At 62.7% G+C, this 19,519-nt stretch carries 17 protein-coding genes; 5 read left to right on the top strand and 12 right to left on the bottom strand.

Annotated features, from left to right (window positions below; translation table 11 throughout):
* The first annotated feature begins 62 nt into the window (after window positions 1-62).
* A complete protein-coding gene (locus SZ63_RS05965; RefSeq protein WP_048182599.1) occupies window positions 63-452 on the top strand; it encodes a hypothetical protein in 390 nt (129 codons plus the stop codon).
* Here the strand turns inward: SZ63_RS05965 and SZ63_RS05960 are convergent.
* The 7 genes from SZ63_RS05960 to SZ63_RS05930 all read right to left on the bottom strand — a co-directional run bounded on the left by SZ63_RS05960 (window position 427) and on the right by SZ63_RS05930 (window position 6,173).
* Entirely contained in the window at window positions 427-672 is a 246-nt protein-coding gene (locus tag SZ63_RS05960; RefSeq protein ID WP_048182597.1) for a 4Fe-4S binding protein, read from the bottom strand. The genes SZ63_RS05965 and SZ63_RS05960 overlap by 26 nt on opposite strands.
* Window positions 669-1,196 carry a 2-oxoacid:acceptor oxidoreductase family protein gene (locus tag SZ63_RS05955; RefSeq protein WP_048182594.1) on the bottom strand — a complete coding sequence of 176 codons (528 nt, stop codon included), beginning with the start codon at window positions 1,194-1,196 and terminating at the stop codon, window positions 669-671. The genes SZ63_RS05960 and SZ63_RS05955 overlap by 4 nt, the downstream gene beginning before the upstream one ends.
* Window positions 1,189-2,301, bottom strand: coding sequence for a transketolase C-terminal domain-containing protein (locus SZ63_RS05950; protein WP_048182592.1), 1,113 nt, complete (start codon window positions 2,299-2,301; stop codon window positions 1,189-1,191). Before SZ63_RS05950 ends, SZ63_RS05955 begins: the two co-directional genes overlap by 8 nt.
* Window positions 2,295-3,209 (bottom strand): thiamine pyrophosphate-dependent enzyme, encoded by a 915-nt coding sequence (locus SZ63_RS05945; protein ID WP_048182589.1) that lies wholly within the window; start codon window positions 3,207-3,209, stop codon window positions 2,295-2,297. Before SZ63_RS05945 ends, SZ63_RS05950 begins: the two co-directional genes overlap by 7 nt.
* A gap of 151 nt (window positions 3,210-3,360) precedes the next feature.
* On the bottom strand, window positions 3,361-4,470 hold the full coding sequence (locus SZ63_RS05940; protein WP_048183724.1) for a CapA family protein: 1,110 nt from the start codon (window positions 4,468-4,470) through the stop codon (window positions 3,361-3,363).
* A 5-nt stretch (window positions 4,471-4,475) separates the two neighbouring features.
* Window positions 4,476-5,909 carry a phenylacetate--CoA ligase family protein gene (locus tag SZ63_RS05935; RefSeq protein ID WP_241481259.1) on the bottom strand — a complete coding sequence of 478 codons (1,434 nt, stop codon included), beginning with the start codon at window positions 5,907-5,909 and terminating at the stop codon, window positions 4,476-4,478.
* Window positions 5,910-5,981: 72 nt separating this feature from the next.
* Window positions 5,982-6,173, bottom strand: coding sequence for a hypothetical protein (locus SZ63_RS05930; RefSeq protein ID WP_048182586.1), 192 nt, complete (start codon window positions 6,171-6,173; stop codon window positions 5,982-5,984).
* 201 nt (window positions 6,174-6,374) lie between these two features.
* Between SZ63_RS05930 and SZ63_RS05925 the strand changes: the two genes are divergently transcribed.
* The 3 genes from SZ63_RS05925 (at window position 6,375) to SZ63_RS05915 (ending at window position 9,844) form a co-directional block, all read left to right on the top strand.
* Window positions 6,375-7,391, top strand: a complete 1,017-nt coding sequence (locus tag SZ63_RS05925; protein WP_048182583.1) for a GNAT family N-acetyltransferase — start codon at window positions 6,375-6,377, stop codon at window positions 7,389-7,391.
* 235 nt (window positions 7,392-7,626) lie between these two features.
* Complete coding sequence (locus tag SZ63_RS05920; RefSeq protein WP_048182580.1) at window positions 7,627-8,655, top strand: GNAT family N-acetyltransferase; 1,029 nt, start codon at window positions 7,627-7,629, stop codon at window positions 8,653-8,655.
* A 157-nt stretch (window positions 8,656-8,812) separates the two neighbouring features.
* On the top strand, window positions 8,813-9,844 hold the full coding sequence (locus tag SZ63_RS05915; protein WP_048182578.1) for a GNAT family N-acetyltransferase: 1,032 nt from the start codon (window positions 8,813-8,815) through the stop codon (window positions 9,842-9,844).
* Between the two features lie 6 nt (window positions 9,845-9,850).
* Here the strand turns inward: SZ63_RS05915 and SZ63_RS05910 are convergent, their stop codons facing one another.
* Complete coding sequence (locus tag SZ63_RS05910; protein ID WP_052959072.1) at window positions 9,851-11,245, bottom strand: phenylacetate--CoA ligase family protein; 1,395 nt, start codon at window positions 11,243-11,245, stop codon at window positions 9,851-9,853.
* Window positions 11,246-11,255: 10 nt separating this feature from the next.
* The gene (locus SZ63_RS05905) at window positions 11,256-12,683 is read right to left on the bottom strand and encodes a phenylacetate--CoA ligase family protein (protein ID WP_048182572.1); all 1,428 of its coding nucleotides are present in this window, start codon (window positions 12,681-12,683) and stop codon (window positions 11,256-11,258) included.
* A gap of 457 nt (window positions 12,684-13,140) precedes the next feature.
* Here SZ63_RS05905 and SZ63_RS05895 point away from each other — a divergent pair, with 457 nt between their 5' ends.
* On the top strand, window positions 13,141-14,349 hold the full coding sequence (locus SZ63_RS05895; RefSeq protein ID WP_156168403.1) for an archaeosine biosynthesis radical SAM protein RaSEA: 1,209 nt from the start codon (window positions 13,141-13,143) through the stop codon (window positions 14,347-14,349).
* A gap of 590 nt (window positions 14,350-14,939) precedes the next feature.
* Here the strand turns inward: SZ63_RS05895 and SZ63_RS05890 are convergent.
* The 3 genes from SZ63_RS05890 to SZ63_RS05880 are packed head-to-tail and all read right to left on the bottom strand — an operon-like array spanning window position 14,940 to window position 19,467.
* On the bottom strand, window positions 14,940-17,087 hold the full coding sequence (locus tag SZ63_RS05890) for a bi-domain-containing oxidoreductase (RefSeq protein ID WP_048182563.1): 2,148 nt from the start codon (window positions 17,085-17,087) through the stop codon (window positions 14,940-14,942).
* Window positions 17,084-18,274, bottom strand: coding sequence for a prenyltransferase/squalene oxidase repeat-containing protein (locus SZ63_RS05885; RefSeq protein WP_048182560.1), 1,191 nt, complete (start codon window positions 18,272-18,274; stop codon window positions 17,084-17,086). The genes SZ63_RS05890 and SZ63_RS05885 overlap by 4 nt, the downstream gene beginning before the upstream one ends.
* Window positions 18,259-19,467, bottom strand: coding sequence for a glycosyltransferase family 4 protein (locus SZ63_RS05880; RefSeq protein ID WP_048182559.1), 1,209 nt, complete (start codon window positions 19,465-19,467; stop codon window positions 18,259-18,261). The genes SZ63_RS05885 and SZ63_RS05880 overlap by 16 nt, the downstream gene beginning before the upstream one ends.
* Between the last annotated feature and the right edge of the window lie 52 nt (window positions 19,468-19,519).

Raw genomic sequence — 19,519 nt, 5'->3', positions numbered from 1 at the left:
CGGAGTAGGGCCGCCCGCACTCCGGGACGGAGGTTTTATCTTGCGCTCCTCAAGTATCATGCATGAGCGAGCGGTTCATCTTCACCCGGCACCGCACCCGCTGTTACCACTGCGGCGAGGATGTCGACCAGATCATAAAAGCGGTCTCGGCGCAGGCGCAGGTGATCTGCTCTGCCTGCGGGGCGACCCGGATATTCATCCCGCGGTTCGAGAGCACCGGGGCGGTCGGAACCTGCACGCCGATCGGGCGTTACGATCTCTGGACCCTCGAGGCCGACGGACGATGCAAAAATTGCGGAGTCGCGGGCCCGCACGACCTCGCGATCGGGTGCAACCACTTCACGACCCGGTGCCGCAACTGCGGTTATGCGCACTTCTACCGGTTCAACCTGGAGTATATGGCGAAAAGCCCTATCGACGAGGAGGTCAGCGCTCCTCGCGAACCATGGTGATCGCCTCTTTCGGGCACTCGTTCGCGCAGATGCCGCACCCCTTGCAGTAGTCGAGGTCGATGTTCAGTTCCTCGTCGATGACCCCGTCCGGGCAGTACTGGGCGCAGAGGCCGCAGGCGTTGCACGTCTCCTTATCCACAACCGGCCGGAACGTCCGCCACGTCCCGGTCTTCCCCGACGCGGCCTCCTTCGGCCTGCTGAGCGCAAGTCTCTCTCTCATATTTTCAGCTCCTCGTACGCCGCCTCGGCAGCTTTCACGTTCCGCTCGTCGCTAAACATCTCGCGGATCGCCTGCAGTGCCGACGGGAGGGTGACGATGCCCACCTTCGCGAGCGCCCCGAGCACCGGGGTGTTCAGGATGGGGCTTCCCGCGACCACCAGGTTCTGTGCAAGCGCGATCCCGGTCAGGTCGACGTGACGGCAGGTTCCGTTGCACCCGGCAACCGGGTGTGCGCTGTTTAAGAGAACCGTGCCGTCGGCCTTGAGGCCGTCCAGGACGTCCACCACATCCATGATGCTCGTATCGAGGACGATCACGAGATCCGGCTCATGGATCTGGCTGTACACCTTGATCGGTTCGTCGTCGATCCGGACGAACGAGACGACCGGCGCCCCGCGCCGCTCCGCCCCGTAGAACGGGCAGGCGGTTGCGTGCTTGCCGTCCCTGAACGCCGCGAGGGCGAGGAGTTTCGCGGCGGTGACACCGCCCTGCCCGCCCCGGGAGTGGATCCTGATCTCATACATGGTCGCTCACCCCGAACCACATCTCTTTTCCCGGATGGCGGTTCCGGACAAAATCCGCGATATCGTTGTAGGTGACCTCCTGGCCGCCGAGGCCGGCGATCACGCTGTAAGGCTCGATGCCGGTCTTTGATTTGAGGGAATGCGCCACCACGCCGCCGAAGCCGAAGGAGTAGTCGCGGTCGATCACCACGACGTCCCGCCCGGAGAGGTCGAGGTCCGGGAAGGGGCGGAACCAGCGCAGGCGCATGGAACCGGCCCTGACCCCTTCGTCGCGGAGGCGGTCGATCGCCACCTCCGCCTCCTTGCCGAGGGTTCCCATCGCGACGACGACGACGTCGGCGTCCTCGCACCGGTACTCCTCCGTGGGGCCGTAGGAGCGGCCGAACCGCTCTGCAAACTCACGCTCGACCTCCGTAATCACGCCCCGGGCGTCGCGCATCGAGCGCTCGATGTCCCACCGGAACCGGAAGTAGTCGGCCGGGCCGGTCATGGGCCCGTAGCCGAGGGGGTTTGACGTGTCGATGGCGTGCGGGAGGCGGAAGGGAGGCAGGAAGTCGCCGAGTTCCACCGTATCGAGCGACTGCGTGATGTGGCTGAGCGTGAACCCGTCCAGGTTGACCATCACGGGAAGAAGAACCCTCTCGTCCTCGGCGATCTTGAACGCCATCAGGGTGGCGTCGTAGGCCTCCTGGACGGTGCCCACGAAGACCTGCAGCCAGCCCGTGTCGCGCTGGGAGAAGGCGTCGGTATGCTCCGCCCAGGTGTTCCATCCGGGCCCGAGGGCCCGGTTGACGTTCGCCATGACGATGGGGAGACGGGCGCCCGCGGCCCAGTGGACCATCTCGTGCATGTAGAGGAGGCCGTGGGAACTCGTCGCCGTGAACGTCCGAACGCCCCCGACGCTCGCCCCGATGCAGGCCGCCATCGCCGAGTGCTCGCTCTCCACCGGGATGTAGCGGCTGTCGAGGTCGCCGGCGGTGACGTATTCGGCGATCTGCTCGACGATCTCGGTCTGGGGGGTGATCGGGTATGCGGCGATGACGCCGGGTTTCGCGGCCTTCACCGCATCGGCGACCGCCCTGTTTCCGGTCGCGATCGTCAGCATACGCCTGCCTCCTCGCGGGAGAGCCGCTGGATGTTCTGCTGCACCTGCTGGCGCATCAGATCGAGGGTCTCGGGGCTCAGGTTCTTGAACCGGCCCTGGCCCCTGATGTAGTCCTCGAGCGGGGCGGGCCGCTTCATCGCCGCCTTCGACGGGCCGCTGATCGCGAGTTTCCCGAACTCGCGCTCGTAGAGAATCCATGTCCCGGTCTTCACGGCGAGTTTCCCCATCTCGACCGTCTTCTCCGTGGGGTAGCGCCACCCCGGCGGGCACGGTGCGAGGATGTGGATGAACTTGGGCCCCTCGATCGAGAGTGCCTTCTGGACCTTCTTGTAGAGATCGAGGGGGTAGGCGCTGCAGGCGGTCGCCATGTAGGGCGGGTTGTGCGCCTCGACGATCCGGTCGAGATCCTTCTTGGTCGTGGGCTTGCCGCCGGGGGTCGTGGTGGTGCGCGCCCCGAGCGGCGTTGCGCCCGACCGCTGCATGCCGGTGTTGCCGTATGCCTCGTTGTCGTAGCAGATGTACAGGAAATTGGTGCCGCGCTCGAAAGCACCGGAGAGCGCCTGAATCCCGATGTCGACCGTTCCGCCGTCGCCCGCGTAGACGATGACGTTGGTCTCTCTTCCTAGTGCCGCAAACGCCTCGCTCATACCGGAGGCGCAGGCTGCGGCCGCGGCGAACGCGACGTTGTAGACGGGCACGTTCATCGCCGTGCCGGGGTAGATCCCCTGGATAACGCTGGTGCAGCAGGCGGGTACGACCAGGACGGAGTCGGGTCCGGCGGCTTTGAGCACGTAACGCAGACACAGGGAAGAGCTGCACCCCGCGCAGGCGGACGTGCACTTATAGAGATACTCCTCCTTTGGAATCGCTGACAAATTGGTTACACTCCTCGCGTTTATATTTGTCATCAATTGTAATGAGGGTTTTGCGATCCGGCTCCCGGGCCCCCGGCGGCCTTCCCGGGGAATGGCCGGTCGGAATGAAGAATGCGTCGAAGAACGGGCCGGGGACGGGGTCCGGTTGAACCGGACTCTCGCGTGCCCCGGCATTCACCTTCGTTCAGTTCCCGGCGTTCTGTCCGGGGGCACGCCTCCTGCGCGCCATTTCCGGGCGAAATAACCGCCGTACCAGGCCGGCGCAGCATTTCAGGCAGAACGGCGTGAAGAACCAGGCTCCCATCTCCAGGAGCGGGAAGAGACCTTTGCGGCGTATCCGGTAACGGTAACTCTCGAGGTTCATCTTCATGTAGACCGGCGCGATCTCCTCAAACCACCTTGCCCTGGTGAGCCTGCCTTCGGCGACCGGACGCGAGATCTCGGATAGAAAGTTCAGGATCTCCTCACCCATCGGACCCTCTGCGGGACGGGGTATGAAGTCGTCGTCGATGATGAGCGGCGCCGTCTCATGCGTCCCGACGACGCCGTTCTTCTGCAGGTCGACCGAGAGCATGATCGCCTCCCGCGAGATGTTGTGGGGCCAGCGCGGCTCGAACTGGAACATGCCGAGCGAATAGGCGATGAGCCCCCCGTGGTAGCGTTCGATCGCCTGCATGGTGTGGGGGTGATGCCCGAGGATCAGGGTGGCCCCCGCATCGATGAGCCGGTGGGCGAGGTCGATCTGCTCGGGAGACGGGTAGTAGGCCATCTCCGTCCCCCAGTGCAGCGAGACGGCAATATGGTCGCACCGGCCTTTGAGAGATGCGATATCCTTGAGGATGTCCTCCTCGACCAGCCGGTTGACCGAGACCTCACGCGATATGGCGAGTTTGCCGATCGTATAGCCCGCAAACCCGATCGAGATACCGTTCCTCTCGAGGATGATCGGTTCCTGCCGATCTTCGGTCGCCGATCCGCCGATGGCGAGAATACCCCGTCTCTCGAGTGCGTTCAGGGTGTTCTTGAATCCCTCGACACCGAGGTCGCCGGAGTGGTTGTTTGCAACGCTCATGACGTCGAACCCGGCCTCCTTCAGGTGCCGGGCCGAATCCGGGCATGTGAAGATCACGTGGTGCTTCTCTGCCGGTTCTCCCGTATCCGAGAGGGTGGTCTCCAGGTTCCCGAAGAGGACGTCCTTACTCTCGAGAAGATGACTGACCCTCCCGAACGGGTATTGATAGTTCGCCGTCCGAACCCATATGTCTCCTACTGCAATTAACCTGAGTTTTCGCATGGTTCTCACACCGAAATGCCCCCGTGACCCAGCGGGAGTTCCTGTATCAGGAACTGGTATTTACCGCGCTGGGTGCGGGGAATCTCATCGACGAAGCGGATGGTCACGTCCACGTCGCCGTCGAATTTTCTGTCGAGTTCCTTGAGGATGCGCTCCGTGTCGCGGTCGCTGTATCCGGGTTTTTTCACGATCCGTAGCAGGGTCTCTCCCTCTTTCTCCTGGTGAAACTGGAACTGCGCAACGTTGTCGAAGATGTCGGAATGCATGTTTACCGCGGTCATCGATATGAACCGGCGGTTCTTCGTCACGATGAATTCCTGGAGCCTCCCCTCGACCCGCTCGAGCATCGGGTAGCTCCGCCCGCAGGTGCAGGAGTCCGTCCCGAGAACCGCGACGTCCATGGTGCGGTATCGGATGAGGGGGCAGATGGGGTTTATGAGGCTTGTCGTGACCACCTCGCCCATGGCCCCCGGTCCCCGGACGGGCCGGCCGTCCTGCCCGATCAGTTCGACGATCCCGTATTCGGGGAAGATGTGGTAGTGGGTGCTCTCCTCGCACTCGCCGGCAAGCACCGTCTGCTCGGAGTTGCCGTACCAGGAGAAGACCCGGCACCCGAACACCTCCTCGAGCAGGTCGCGCTGCCAGGGGTAGAGGTTCTCCGACCCGCAGAGGACGGCTTTGACGGTCGGGAACGGCTCGACCCCGTGCTCCCGCATGTACCGCGCCAGGATCGTCGCCACCGAGGGATACGCCTGGATGAACCGGGGTTTGAACCTCTTGATCCGGTCGATGTAGGCGGGCAGGGTCTCTTCGGTCATGTGGTGGGAAGACATCAAGAGCCACCGGCCGCAGAGGGTCTTCTTCCAGAAGACGCCGTCTCTTGCCGACCCGACGATGTAGCCCCGGAGGACGACGCAGCGGTCGGTGAACCGGTAGCCGACGCGGTCCCACTGGGTCTTCATGAACGCCCATTCCCGGGCCCGGGAGACGCCTTTTTCGTAGTAGAAGCCGACCGGGATCCCGGTGGAGCCGCCGGTGGTGACGTACTCGAAGGCGGAATCGGGGTAATTTCTGGCCTTCAGGTCGGGGAGGTTGTTCTGGAGGTCCTCGCGGGTCAGGAACGGGAGGAGCACCAGGTCGTCGGGGGTCCGGATGTCCTCCGGGACGAGGCCGCGCTCACGGAAGACCCGGCGGTAGTAGGGGACGTTCTCGTAGGCGTGGTCGAGGAGGCGCGAGAGCGCCTGCGCCTGGTGAGCCGCGAGTTCTTCCCGGCTCCATTGCCGGGACTCCCGGAGGAGAGCGTAGGTCTTAATGTAAGCAGAGTATGCGGGGAGGATGCGGAGTGCCCTCGCGGTCACAGAATTCTCAAGCCGGAGAGCTCTCGATTCACGATGATTCATCCGCACACTCATCGTGGTGCTCATATCTATACTCTGCATTAAACGTTTTGCTCCCGGTATGGCTGGACAGCACCGGCAGCACGATGAAGGCGGCCGGGTTCCCCGGCAGGTTCAGAAGAAGTTCTCGGAGTACGGTATCGAGATCAGATCCCGGCCGGATGCGCGGTAAAAGTGTTTAAGGAACTCCGGGAAGAGATTTTTTTCCGGGATGATCACCCAGATGTCGCCGTATGCGCCCGAACCGTTGCCTTCCCACGAGCGGAATGAAACGTCGTCCATGGCGAGGAGGCGGAGTGCGACCATGCCCCTACCTCACGTGTTCCGGTATATAATGATTCCTGTCCGCGGATCCGGGCTCGCCGCCCGGGCAGGGTAACTGCGCCCGGCCCCGCGGCGACCGGCTGCGCGATACGGTGGACCCTTGGAAAGGTATATATGAGTCCGGGAGATGATTAGAGGTCGCCGAGCCGCAGACTGCATGACAGCACCGGAGTGACGGAAGGGATGACAGCGATCAGAGTCGAGGACGGAGATACCTGGGACACGTTCATCGACGAGAGCCCTTCGGGCCTCCTCTTTCACAAGTGGGACTACCTGCACCTGACGGCAAACCATACGAAGAGCACTCTCCTTGCCTACGCGATCTATAAGGGAGACGAGCCGCTCTGTGTATTTCCGCTCTTCTGGAGGCGGATGCACGGCATCAACGCCGTTTTTTCGCCTCCGCCGCTCACGGTGATCCCCCACCTCGGGTGCGTGACGAGCGGGAAGTTCGGGTCGCTCAAGCGGAGCAAGAAAGAATCCCTTCTCGGGCTGATCGCGGAGGAGATTCGCGGGGAACTCCTCGATCTCTCACCGAACTACCTCTCGATGGCCTTCGTCCCCGGATTCGACGATATACGCCACTACCTCTGGGACCGGTGCGATGCGCGGGTCCGGTATACCTACACCATCGATCTGGAGCGGCCGCTCGAGGATATCTGGAACAACCTCCACTACAAACTCCGCAGCAAGCTGAAGAAGGAAGAGAAAGCAGGTCTCCGGCTGGAGAGATCCGGGGATGTCTCCACGCTCCATGCGCTCATCTCCGATCGTTACCGCGACCCGTCACTCGACATCCCGCCGATCAGGCGCGACTACCTCGAGGATCTCGTGCGCGCCTACCCGGACCGGATAGGGGTCTACACCCTCTACGATGCAGAGGACGAGGTCGCGGCCGTGGTGGCCGCTCAGGAGTACAAGCGGTTCCTGCTCTGGATGGGAACGCCGAAGATCGAGAGCGCTCACGCGGGGAACGAGTATCTCCAGTGGCTCCTGATCCGGCGTGCACATGCCGAAGGCTACCGGACGTTCGAGAACATGGGTGCGAACAACCCCGATCTGGCTTTCTTCAAATCGAAGTTCAACCCCGATCTCACGATGTACTTTGAGATCGAGAAGAAAGACACCTTCGGCGCTTTTTCCGAGTGGGCATACCGCTCCTTTATGAAACGGTTGATGATGGCGGCCGGCAGGGTTTAGGGTTCGCCGCCGCCCCTCTCCTCCCCGGTGCCTCACGGCACCGGGCGAGATATGTTATCTCAAAAATCATGGTTCAGGGCTCCTGATGCCCGGAAACGTCGGAATGGATACCGTGTTCGTGTGGCCGGTCGGGCTCAATGCCCCGGCACGACCCCGTCAGCCGTTAGATTTATATGGCCGACCGCAGGAGGTAAAGTCCTGCCGGCCCTCTCCGGCAGAGTGGAGGAAGAACAGTTTGCCGGTCGAGATCATCGCGGACAGAGATGCCTGGGACGCGTTTGTCGACGAGAGCCCCTCGGGCCTCCTCTTTCATAAGTGGGACTTCCTGACGATCACGAAACGGCATACCGGGTATGCGTTTCTTCCCTACGGCATCTACAAGGGCGAAGAACTGCTCGCGGTCTTCCCGCTCTTCTGCAGGCGGACGAACGGCGTCACCGTCGTGCTCTCGCCGCCGCCCATGCAGGCGGTCATACCGTATCTCGGGGTGGTCATGGCCAGGGATTATGCAGCGGCAAAGCAGAGCAGGAAGGAGTCGATGCTGCAGGCGGTGGCCGACGGGCTCACGGAAGCCCTCCGTGATCTCGCGCCGAACTACCTCTCGATGACGTTCGTCCCGGGCTTTCACGACATCCGCCGGTTTATCTGGGACGGTTACCGGACCGGGATCAACTACTCGTATACGATCGACCTCGCACCGCCGATCGAGACCCTCTGGGGGAACGTGAACGCGAAGCTGCGCACGAGTCTCCGGCGGTTCGAGAAGGAAGGCTACCACCTGGAGGAGGGCGACGGTCTTACCCGGTTCTACGAGACGGTGCGCCTGCGGTTCAGCCGCCCGGATATGAAGATCCCGATGATCACCCGCGACTACTTCGAGGATATCTTCCGGGCATATCCGGACCACGCCCGTGTCTACCACCTCTACGACCGGGCCGGCGACCTCAAGGGGGTCGGCACGACCCTGGAATACAGGCGCTACATCCTCTGGGTCGGCGGGCCGAAGATCGACGGCACGTCGGCAAACGAGTATCTCCAGTGGTGCCTGATCCGAGACGCCAAAACGAAGGGTTTTTCGGAGTTCGAGAATACCGGGGCGAACAACCCGAACCTGAACATGCATAAGGCGAAGTACAACCCGGATCTTGCGATCTTTTTTGAGGTGAGCAGGAAAGACGGCGTGGGCAGGGTTGCGGAATGGGCGTACAGCAACATCGTCAACAGACCGCTGATCAAGAAGAGGTTTGTCCCCTACGTCAGGTGATCGGGATGGCCCGCCGGGGCCCGGCATCTCTCGTGTCCGCTTAAATCGGCGCAGCCCCACGCTCCCCGGGGTTACCGGGAAAGATATAAATATTGCCCTTGAGGTATCCTGTATCGGGCCCGGTCTGGCATGACCGTTTGGCGGGAAGTCTGGCTCTATGGTGCTCGAACTTGTTAAGGACAGGGATACGTGGGATTCATTTGTCGATGCAAGCCCGTACGGGCTGCTTTTTCACAGGTGGGACTACATCACGATCACGGCCCGGCACACGGGGTACCGGCTCCTCCCGTACGGCATCTACAAGGGAGAGGAACTCGTCTGCCTCGCTCCGCTCTTCTTCAGGAGCGTGCACGGGGTCAAGACGCTCTTCTCGCCGCCGCCCATGCAGGCGGTCATCCCCTACCAGGGCCTTATCCCGGCGAAGGATTTTGCCGCGTTGAAACTGGGCAAGCAGGAGGCGATCATGGATCTCGTTGCGGCGGATCTCTCTGCAGAGATCGATGCGATATCGCCGCACTACTTCTCCCTGATCTTCGTCCCCGGCCTCACCGACGTCAGGCAGTTCATCTGGAGGGGGTATACTCCAAAGGTTCACTACACCTACGTCATCGATCTTACGCGGCCGCTCGAGACGATCTGGGGGGATTTCCACTATAAACTCCGGAATAAAATCAGGAAAGCCGAGAAGGCCGGGATGGATCTCGTGCGGAGCACCGATCTCTCTGATTTGTATACGGCGCTTGCCGGGCGGTTCAGCCAGCCTGATATGAACATCCCGATGATCAGCAGGCGTTACTTTGAGGATGTCTTCCGGGCGTACCCGGATCATCTCGCGGCGTACTACCTCTATGACCGGGAAGGCGCGCTCACGGGAGCCGTCGCCACCCAGGAGTACAAGCGGTTCCTGCTCTGGATGGGCACGCCACGAATCGAGAGTGCTCATGCAGGGAACGAGTATCTCCAGTGGCTCCTGGTTCAGCGTGCACGGGCCGACGGGTATTCCTACCTGGAGAACATCGGGGCGAACACGCCCGACCTCAACTTCTTCAAGTCGAAGTTCTGTTCGGCTCTCGGCATGTATATGGAAGTCTGCCGGAAGGATATAGTCGGGACCCTGGCGGAATGGGCGTACACCTCCGTCTTCAACAATCCCTGGCTGAAGCGCAGGGTCGTCCACTACATCGACTGAGACCCGTCAGAGGTCGCCGATCGAGATGGGAATTTTCTGGATGAGGTACCGGAACTTGCCGCCTTCGGTGCGGGGAATCTCGTCGACGAAGTGGACGTGGACGTTCACCCCGTCGCCGAGCTGGCATCGAAGTTCGTCGGTCAGCTGCCGGGTATCCTTCTCGGTGTAGGCCGGTTTTCTGACGATCTTCATGATGAGTTCGCCCACCTCCTCCTGGTACATCTGGAACTGCCGTATGTTCTCGAACGCCTCAGACTCGTAGTTGATGGGGGTGACGGAGATCAGGTGCCCGCTCCGGGTTACGATGAACTCCTGGAGCCTCCCCTCCACCTTCTCGAGCAGGGGATACTGTCTCCCGCACGAGCACTGCTTCTCCGTGGCGACCGCGACGTCCATGGTGCGGTATCGGATTAGGGGGCAGACGAAGTTGGTGAGGTTGGTCGCGACCACCTCGCCCATGGCCCCCGGCCCCCGGACGGGCCGGCCGTCCCGCCCGATCAGTTCGACGATCCCGTATTCGGGGAAGATGTGGTAGTGGGTGCTCTCCTCGCACTCGCCGGCAAGCACCGTCTGCTCGGAGTTGCCGTACCAGGAGAAGACCCGGCACCCGAACACCTCCTCGAGCAGGTCGCGCTGCCAGGGGTAGAGGTTCTCCGACCCGCAGAGGACGGCTTTGACGGTCGGGAACGGCCCGATCCCGTGCTCCCGCATGTATCGCGCCAGGATCACGGCCGTGGAGGGGTAGGCGTGGATGAACCGGGGCCTGAATGCCCGGATCCAGGATACATAACCCGGCAGGGTCTCCTCGGTCATCTGGTGGGAGGACATGATCAGCCACCGGCCGAAGAGCGCTCGCCGCCAGTAGGTGCCGCTGGAGGCCCCGTCCACGACGTGCCCCCGGAGTATGACGCAACGGTCGCCGAACCGGTAGCCGACGCGGTCCCACTGGGTCTTCATGAACGCCCATTCCCGGGCCCGGGAGGCCCCTTTTTCGTAGTAGAACCCCATGGGGGTTCCGGTGGAGCCGGACGTGCGCACGTACTCGAAGGCGGACTCCGGGTAGTTCCTGGCCTTCAGGTCGGGAAGGTTGGCCTGGACGATCTCTTTGGTCAGGAACGGGAGGAGTTCGAGATCCCCCGGGCCCCGGATGTCCTCCGGGACGAGACCGCGCTCACGGAAGACCCGGCGGTAGTAGGGGACATTCTCGTAGGCGTGGTCGAGGAGGCGCGAGAGCGCCTGCGCTTGATAGGCCGCGAGTTCTTCCCGGCTCCACCACTGTGACCGCTGGAGGAGCGCGTACATCTGCCGGTAGGTGCGGTAAGACGGCACCAGGCTGAGTGCCTTTACGGTGAGCGGGTTCGCACGCGACACCCATCGACGAAGACCTGCCCTCGTATGCATACCTCCCGGTTCAGGCGAGTAGATCGGAGGACACATGCTCGACAATCCCCCCCTCCCGTTCGCTGAAGTGTATCGGCAGGTCCTGAACGAAGTAGCGATGCTTGCCGCGGGCGGTGAGCGGTATGTTGTCGACGTACCTGATGGTGATAAGTACGTCGTCGCCGCAACTCCGGCTTACTTCCCGGTAGAGGTACTCCGCGTCCTGCTTGCTGAACGTTGATTTTCTCACGATATTCAGTATGACTTCCCCGACCTTCTCCTGGTAGAACTGAAACTGTTTAACGTTATCGAACGCATCGGTATCGATGTTCATGGCGATCCCGGAAAGTAGTTCGCCTTTCCCCGTCACGATGAAGTCCTGGACTCTCCCCTCGACCCGCTCGAGTATCGGGTAGCTCCGCCCGCAGGAACAGGTTCCCCCGGCCGCCGTGGCAAGGTCCATGGTGCGGTATCGGATGAGGGGGCAGACGAAGTTGGTGAGGTTGGTCGCGACCACCTCGCCCATGGCCCCCGGCCCCCGGACGGGCCGGCCGTCCCGCCCGATCAGTTCGACGATCCCGTATTCGGGGAAGATGTGGTAGTGGGTGCTCTCCTCGCACTCGCCGGCAAGCACCGTCTGCTCGGAGTTGCCGTACCAGGAGAAGACCCGGCACCCGAACACCTCCTCGAGCAGGTCGCGCTGCCAGGGGTAGAGGTTCTCCGACCCGCAGAGGACGGCTTTGACGGTCGGGAACGGCTCGACCCCGTGCTCCCGCATGTATCGCGCCAGGATCACGGCCGTGGAGGGGTATCCCTGGATGAACCGGGGCTCGAACCTCTCGATCCGGTCGATGTAGGCGGGCAGGGTCTCCTCGGTCATGTGGTGGGAAGACATCAAGAGCCACCGGCCGCAGAGGGTCTTCTTCCAGAAGACGCCGTCTCTTGCCGACCCGACGATGTAGCCCCGGAGGACGACGCAGCGGTCGGTGAACCGGTAGCCGACGCGGTCCCACTGGGTCTTCATGAACGCCCATTCCCGGGCCCGGGAGACGCCTTTCTCGTAGTAGAAGCCGACCGGGATCCCGGTGGAGCCGCCGGTGGTGACATACTCGAAGGCGGAGTCGGGGTAGTTCCGTGCCTTCAGGTCGGGGAGGTTGTTCTGGAGGTCCTCGCGGGTCAGGAACGGGAGGAGCACCAGGTCGTCGGGGGTCCGGATGTCCTCCGGGACGAGGCCGCGCTCGCGGAAGACCCGGCGGTAGTAGGGGACGTTCTCGTAGGCGTGGTCGAGGAGGCGCGAGAGCGCCTGCGCCTGGTGGGCCGCGAGTTCTTCCCGGCTCCATTGCTGGGACTTCCGGAGGAGGGCGTAGGTCTTTCGATAGACGTTATAAGCCGGGAGGAGCGCGAGAGCTTTTGCAGTGAACGATTCCCTGCCGCAAATCCTCTCTCCCAGACGAATCATAATATCCGTTCCCCTCTCATGCGCTCTTCTGCCCTAGCTGCCGGAAACGCACGGTGATGCCGCCTCTTCGCCCCACCGGTTTCCGGTTTGTACCGGGCCCTTTCCGACTCTTCTCCGGGCGAATTGCCCGGACGACCACCTGCCGGTGCATCGGGATAGTATACCCCTGAACAACGTATATAAAAATTGGCATGCCGTCATCTCCCCCATTCAGGATCAGGGTTCTATGGGCGAACGGATCGCCAACCGGGGGAAATACGGCGGGAGTGCGGATCCGATTCTTCTCAACAGACTGCCTGATTTCCTGGATTTCCCGTCAAAGAATACCTTTTCGAAAACATGGCCCGATAACCTGACAGATTGGATAAACTATAAATATGCGAAAGCCTATCAGGGGTATGTCTTGGTAAGATAAGGCGACAGTCACCGGGGACGTGCGCCTTCGGCATGAAGGTGCATGCCCGGAACAGGGGGGATAATTATTCTAGATAGGGCCGTACCTGATAGCAGTAGCAGCGCAGAGACCTTTACGGGTCACTCAACGGAGAATGATATTTTAAACGAGATCCGCGCACTGGCCGGGGGTCTGCGCAAACGGAATGGAAACACTCCGCACGACCTCGATTTTACGGTTCCCATCGGCTGGGAGGAGCGGATTGGGCATCTCGACGATCAGCCCATCAGGCGGTTGATCATCTTCCTCCGTTCCACGGGGTGCGAATGGGTCGAGAAGACGGGAGGGTGCACCATGTGCGGTTTTTACTGTGCAACGTCCCGGGGCAGGGAGGTATCGGCTGAAGAATACATCGCGCAGTTCGAGTACGTGATGGACGCCGTCGATCTCGGGGATTATCCGATCGTCTCGATATACAACGACGGCAATATCTTTAACGAACGCGAGATGCCGGTTGCCGCCATCGAGAAGATCTGCTCGTACATCGACGGCTACAAAAACATCAAGAAGGTGGTCGTCGAGTCCAGGATCGATTATTCCCCCGACGAGCACGTGGCGAAGATGAAGAAGGCCTTGAACGGGCGGCAGCTCGAGGTGGCGTTCGGGTTCGAGTCTGCAAACGCCCAGGTGATGAACCTCTGCATCAACAAGGGGTTCTCGGCGAACAACTTCGATATCTTCCATTCGAGGATGCGGGGGATGGGCGTGCTGACGAAACCGCTTCTCCTGGTGAAACCGCCGTTCCTCACCGAAGGAGAAGCGATAGACGATATCCTGCAGACCATAGCCTACTGCGTCTCGCGCGGGATCGACTACGTCGACCTCGAGGTGACGACGGTCGAGAAGAACACCGTCGTGCACGAACTCTGGAAGAACGATCTCTACCGCCCGCCGTGGCTCTGGACGATTGTCGAACTCCTCCAGCAGTGCCGGGAGCGGTTCGGGGATCGTGCCCGTGTCTACGTCAGCCCCTGGAACTATTCGGTCGAATCGCTTGACTGGGCACGGAACTGCGGGAAGTGCGATGCCGGGATCACGGAGGCGATCCAGCGATACAACTCCCGTTTCGACACGACGGAGTTCGACGGTCTGGACGGCCCGTGCCGGGAGGAGTGGAAGGAGGCCGTTACGGCAGAAGATTCCCGCACGATCCCGGAGCGGATCCGTGAGCAGCTGGCGTATATCCGAAGTACCCAGCTTTCTTCTTCGTAAGCGGTGAATCGGGCCCGAATATGGGGGCCCGGGCACTCCCCGGGTGTTTTTTGCGCGACGCTCCGTGAGGAGCGGAGCGTGAGCACCGTCAGGTGCGAGGTGCGGCGCTCCGTGAGGAGCGGAGCGTGAGCACCGTCAGGTGCGAGGTGCGACGCTCCGTGAGGAGCGGAGCGTGAGCACCGTCAGGTGCGACTTGCGCTGTTTCGCAGAAACGGAGTTCGAGCACCGTCAGGTGCGACTTGCGATGTTTCGCAGGAACAGAGTTCGAGCACCGTTAGTGGGGCATTGCGTCTGGATTTCACCACCCGCGGGTACCGGGAGACCCTGGAAAAGAACGGAGTCCCGGCTCGCTCCCGGGGATACGGCTTTCCACCGGCTATACATTGCCTCCGCCCCCTCGGGGGGAGGAGGCTACAGATGTTCGCATACCGGGTTGAGACAGGGGAGGGGGCGTGCCCCCGTCGCACCTATCGGTGCTCAAGCTCGCTTCGCTCGCACTCCCCGCGAGCCGCCCCCCGCGATGGTGATGTCACCACGCACTGCCCTCGCTGTGGCGGGGCAAAAAACCTGGTCTCAACGCTTAAACCCCATCACAACCCGACCCGCCCGGGATCGATCTCCCGCGCCGCCCCGGTATCGATCGACTCCCACGCCGCGAACGTTGCAATGGTCGTCGCGACGCTTGCGGCGAAGTCCGGCTCCTCGCCCTTCACGAACGCCAGGAGTTCCTCGGCAAACCCCTTCTCCTGGGCGAGCCACCGCTTCTCCCGCGATGCTTTCCCCTCCCGCCGGAGTTCGAGGTCGCGGAAGTCGGTGATCCTCCCGACAGCGTTGCCGGCGAAGACCTCGACGGTCTCTTTGGGGTATGAGCGGTCGCCGAGCGTCGTGTAGGTGACGGTGCCGAGCGACCCGTCGTCGAATGTCAGGGTCGCCTGGAAGTTGTCGTACTTCTGGAGCGTCCCGGTCGGTTCGATCGCCCGGGCAAAGACCTGGACCGGCCGTGCCCCGGTGATGTACTGCATGAAGTCGATGAAGTGGCAGCACTCCGAGATCAGCATCCCGCTGCCCTGCTCGTCGTCGTGCACCCAGTGGTCCGGCGGGATCTGCCCGGCGTTGACCCGGTAGTGCAGGACGGCGGGGGTTGCCCGGTTTGCGAAGAACTCCTTCATCCTCGCCGCAAGCGGGGAGTAGCGGCGGTTGAACCCCACCATCAGCCGCCGCCCGGACTCGTTTCTGGCCTCGACGATCCGGCGGAGGCTGTCGATATCGGTCGCGAGCGGTTTTTCGACGAAGACGTCTTTTCCGGCACGGAGCGCGTCTATCGCCATGGGCGCGTGCAGGTCGTTTCTCGTCGCGATCATCACCGCGTCGATATCGGGATCGTCGAGGATCTTGTGGTAGTCGGTGGTGCAGTAGGCGAACCCGTACTTCTTCGCGACCGTCTGCGCCGAGAGCCCCGTCGCGGTCGCAAGCCCCCCGAGGTTCACCGGGAGGTTCGGCAGGAGAGGGTAGAGGGCGCTCTGGGCGTGAACCCCGGCGCCGATACACCCGAGCGTCCGGGCCGCGGCCGGAACCCTGCGCCTCTGCTTCGACGGCTCCGGGAGGTGGACGACGGTGTCGGAGGCCCCCGCACCGTTCGGGCTGTACTGCAGGAGGATCCCGATGAACCGTTCCTTCCCGGTATTGATGAGGTCGTAGGCCCCCGGAGCGTCGTCGAGCGGGAAGGTGTGCGTGATCAGGCGGTCGAGGTCGATCTTCTTCTGCCGCACCAGTTCGAGAAACGCCTCCATGTTCCTCTTCTCCGTCCACCGGACGTAGATCGGGTAGTCGATCCCACGCTCCTCGTAGTTCCTGTCGTATCGCCCGGGGCCGTAGGACCGGGAGACGACGACCTCCGCCTCCTTCTCGTAGAAGACGTCCCGGGGCACGTTCATGCCGACGTTCCCGACGACCACGACCCTGCCCCTATCCCGGACCAGGCGGCCGGCGGCCTCGATGGGTGCGCTCGATCTGGTGGCCGCGGTGATGATGACCGCGTCCGCCCCGAACGGCGATAACCCCCGCGCCCTCTCGAAGAGGCCGTCGTAGTTCGAGACGACATCAGCACCGAGATCCGCGGCGAGCGCGAGTTTTTCGGGGTCGATATCGATCCCGATCACCCGGCACCCCGCGGCTTTGAGGATCTGGACAGTGAGAAGTCCGATCAGCCCGAGCCCGATCACCGCGACGTTCTCGCCCACGGTGACGTTCGCGTTTCTCGCGCCGTGCATCGCGATCGCTCCCACGGTCGTGAACGCCGCTTCCCGGAATCCGACATCGTCGGGGATTTTGACGCAGAGGTTCTTTGGAACCGAGACGTACTCGGCATGCACCGCATACCCGGCTCCGGCGCAGGCGACGCGGTCGCCGACCTCGAAGCCATCGGATGCCGTCGTCACCACCGTGCCGGCAGAGCTGTAGCCGAGCGGTTCGGGTTTTGCAAGACGGCTCATCGCCTGCCGGTAGGCCGAGAGGGGGCCGTCCGTCCCGACTTTCTGGAGGACTTTCCTGACGTCGTCGGGGCGTGCCTTCGCCTTGCCGACGAGCGACTGCTGTGCGAGATTGATCAGCGACGACTCCGTGCCGGCGCTGATGAGGGAGTAGGCGTTCTCGACGACGACCCCCCTCGTTACGGCGGGAACGGGAACGTTCTCCACCTGGATGGACCCTGACTGCAGATCGAGCAATACCTGTTTCATGTGGATTCCCCCCAGATTCCCGACTGACTGAGACAGTCGAGCACCTCTGAAGTCATGAAGAGATCGGGGAAGTTATTCGACGGTTCCACGGTCGACGACCGGATCCCGAGCAGCCGGCAGAGGGCCTCGAAGGACCGTGTCTCCGCGGTTTCGCCGTATCTTCGGCGGGCGATCTCGCGGTACATGCCGTAGCCGAAACGGAACGCCCGGTGCCGCAACGGATAGTGCCCGAGCGATGCCGTCTTCGCCGCCGTGGCGACGGACGGGACGAGACCGAGCCAGGAACCCGGTTCCCACCGGGGTGCAAGCCCCTGCACATACTTATCAAGCCGATCGAGACAGAGATCGGCGTGTTCCCGGTAGCGCTCGTCCGTCCGCGCCGCATAGATAAAGGAGGCCTGGGCGAACGCGTATGCCCCGGAGAGGTAGTAGGCGAAGGAGAGCCCGCTCCTCGACCAGTCGAACCGCCCGTCGGGACGCTGGGCATCTGCGAGCCACCGCACGCCCATCGCGATGCTCTCGTCTATCCGGTCGTCGCACAGGACGTCGTTTGCCTTTGCGAGGTAGTAGATCGTCACCCCCTGGTAGTGCACGCAGGGGAGCTTGAAGACGTAGGGGTAGGTCCCCTTATCGACGGCGTAGGGGTAGACGCCGCATTTACACTGGTGGCGGACGACGTTCTCCGCCGCCCGCAGCGCCGCCGCACGGGCCCCCTCATCGTCATAACGCTCGGCATACCGGGCGAGGAACGCCCCGCAGGAGGCGTCGACGTTCAGGTGGTCGGCTGTGTACCCCCGGGACTTCAGGAAGCATCCCGGGCTCCTCTCGGCGGCGAGGACGAAGTCCCCGGCTTTTCGGAGCGCCTCATCATGCGGGTGCCGGTCCGCCGCCTCCAGGAGCGCGTCGCCGATAAACGCCGTGATCAGCGCCGAAGGCTCGTTGTAGTTCACGTGAACCTCGTTCCATGACCCGTCCGGGTTCTGGCATCCTGCGGCGTAGTTCAGGATCGGGCCCACGAGCGGGTCGCCGCCTAACCGGAGCAGCGCCTTCGCGACCTCGGCGTGCACGCGGTTCCGGACGACCCCAAAGACCGGATCGCGGATATACGCGGTCTCGCCGTCGACGACGGCGAGCCCCCTGACCTCTCCGGCAACGCGGGAGAGAAGTGATCTTACACGCCCGTCCATGTCATCCTCTCGATGTAGTGCTTCAGTTTCAGTGCGACCGATCGCCGGTCGTAATGTTCCGCGACATACTCCCGGCCCCGGCGGCCCATCTCCTCCATCTTCTCCGGATCGTCGAGAAGCGCAGAAAGCGTCGCGGCGATTGCCTCCGGCGTGTTGTCGGCGATGACCCCCGCACCCGACTCCTTCGCGAGGTGGGCGATCTCGCCGTTCCCGCAGCCGATGAAGGGTATCCCGCACGCCATGTACTCGTAGGCTTTGGTGGGGGCGGCGTACTCGAGGTTCGCGAGCCTCTTTAAGGGCGCCACCCCCACGAGCGATTCAGAGAGGAGCCGCGGGATCTCCTCGCGCGGAAGGGTGCCCGTGAAGACGACGGAGTCGGTCAGGCTCTCCGTCTTCACCAGCCTCTCAAGGCTCTTCCTGGTGTCGCCGTCGCCGACGATGACGAACTTCAGGTTGTAGGTGCCGTTCATCGACTTGACGGCGAGAGCCACTTTATCGAGATCCTGGGCGTGCCCGACGTTTCCGGCGTAGATGATCTGCCGCTTCTTCCCGCCGTCTGTGGGACGAAAAAATTCGGTATTGACGCCGTTCGGCATCAGTTCCATGGGAGCGGTAACCCGGTAGCGCGACGAGATCCTCCGCCCGAGTTCTTCCGTCGTGACCCCGACGAGATCCGCCCGGGAAAGGCACATCTGCTCAAACTTCCGGCTCATCTTCTCGTAGATGCTCCCCTCCCGGAGGAAACCGAGGCCTATCGATGCATCGATCCAGAGGTCGCGGATATCGAGGATCCACTTCACCCTTGATCTCCGTTTCAGGACGTACCCCGGGATCCCGGTGAAGAGCGGCGGCGCCGACGTCATGATTGCGTCGAACCGGCTCCGGGTGAGGAGGAGCCAGAGTGCGGCGTGGATCGGGAATATGAGGTAGTAGGCCATTCTGCTTCCAAACCCCGGATCGCCGGTGCCCGGCTGCCAGGTCCAGAGGCGGACGACCCGGATCCCGTCGACCTCCTGCACGTCCGAGCGCTTCCAGGTACGGGGGAACGAGCCGGTAGGAAACGTGGGGTGCGGCGCAAGCACGGTCACGCCGATCCCCAGTTTTGCAAGGTGCACGGCGGTGTCGTGTATTCGTGACGCGTTTCCTGATTTCTCCGGCGGAAAGTGTTGGGATACGATGCATACCTGTTTCATGCAACTCCTCGTGGTCTCTGAATGAGGTCGTGGAAGGCCGGCCGACGGTTCC

Source organism: Methanoculleus sediminis (genome assembly GCF_001017125.1).
Classification (GTDB): Archaea; Halobacteriota; Methanomicrobia; order Methanomicrobiales; family Methanoculleaceae; genus Methanoculleus; species Methanoculleus sediminis.
Note: the sequence above shows the minus strand (reverse complement) of the source record. Positions and strands in the feature narration are given on the sequence as shown.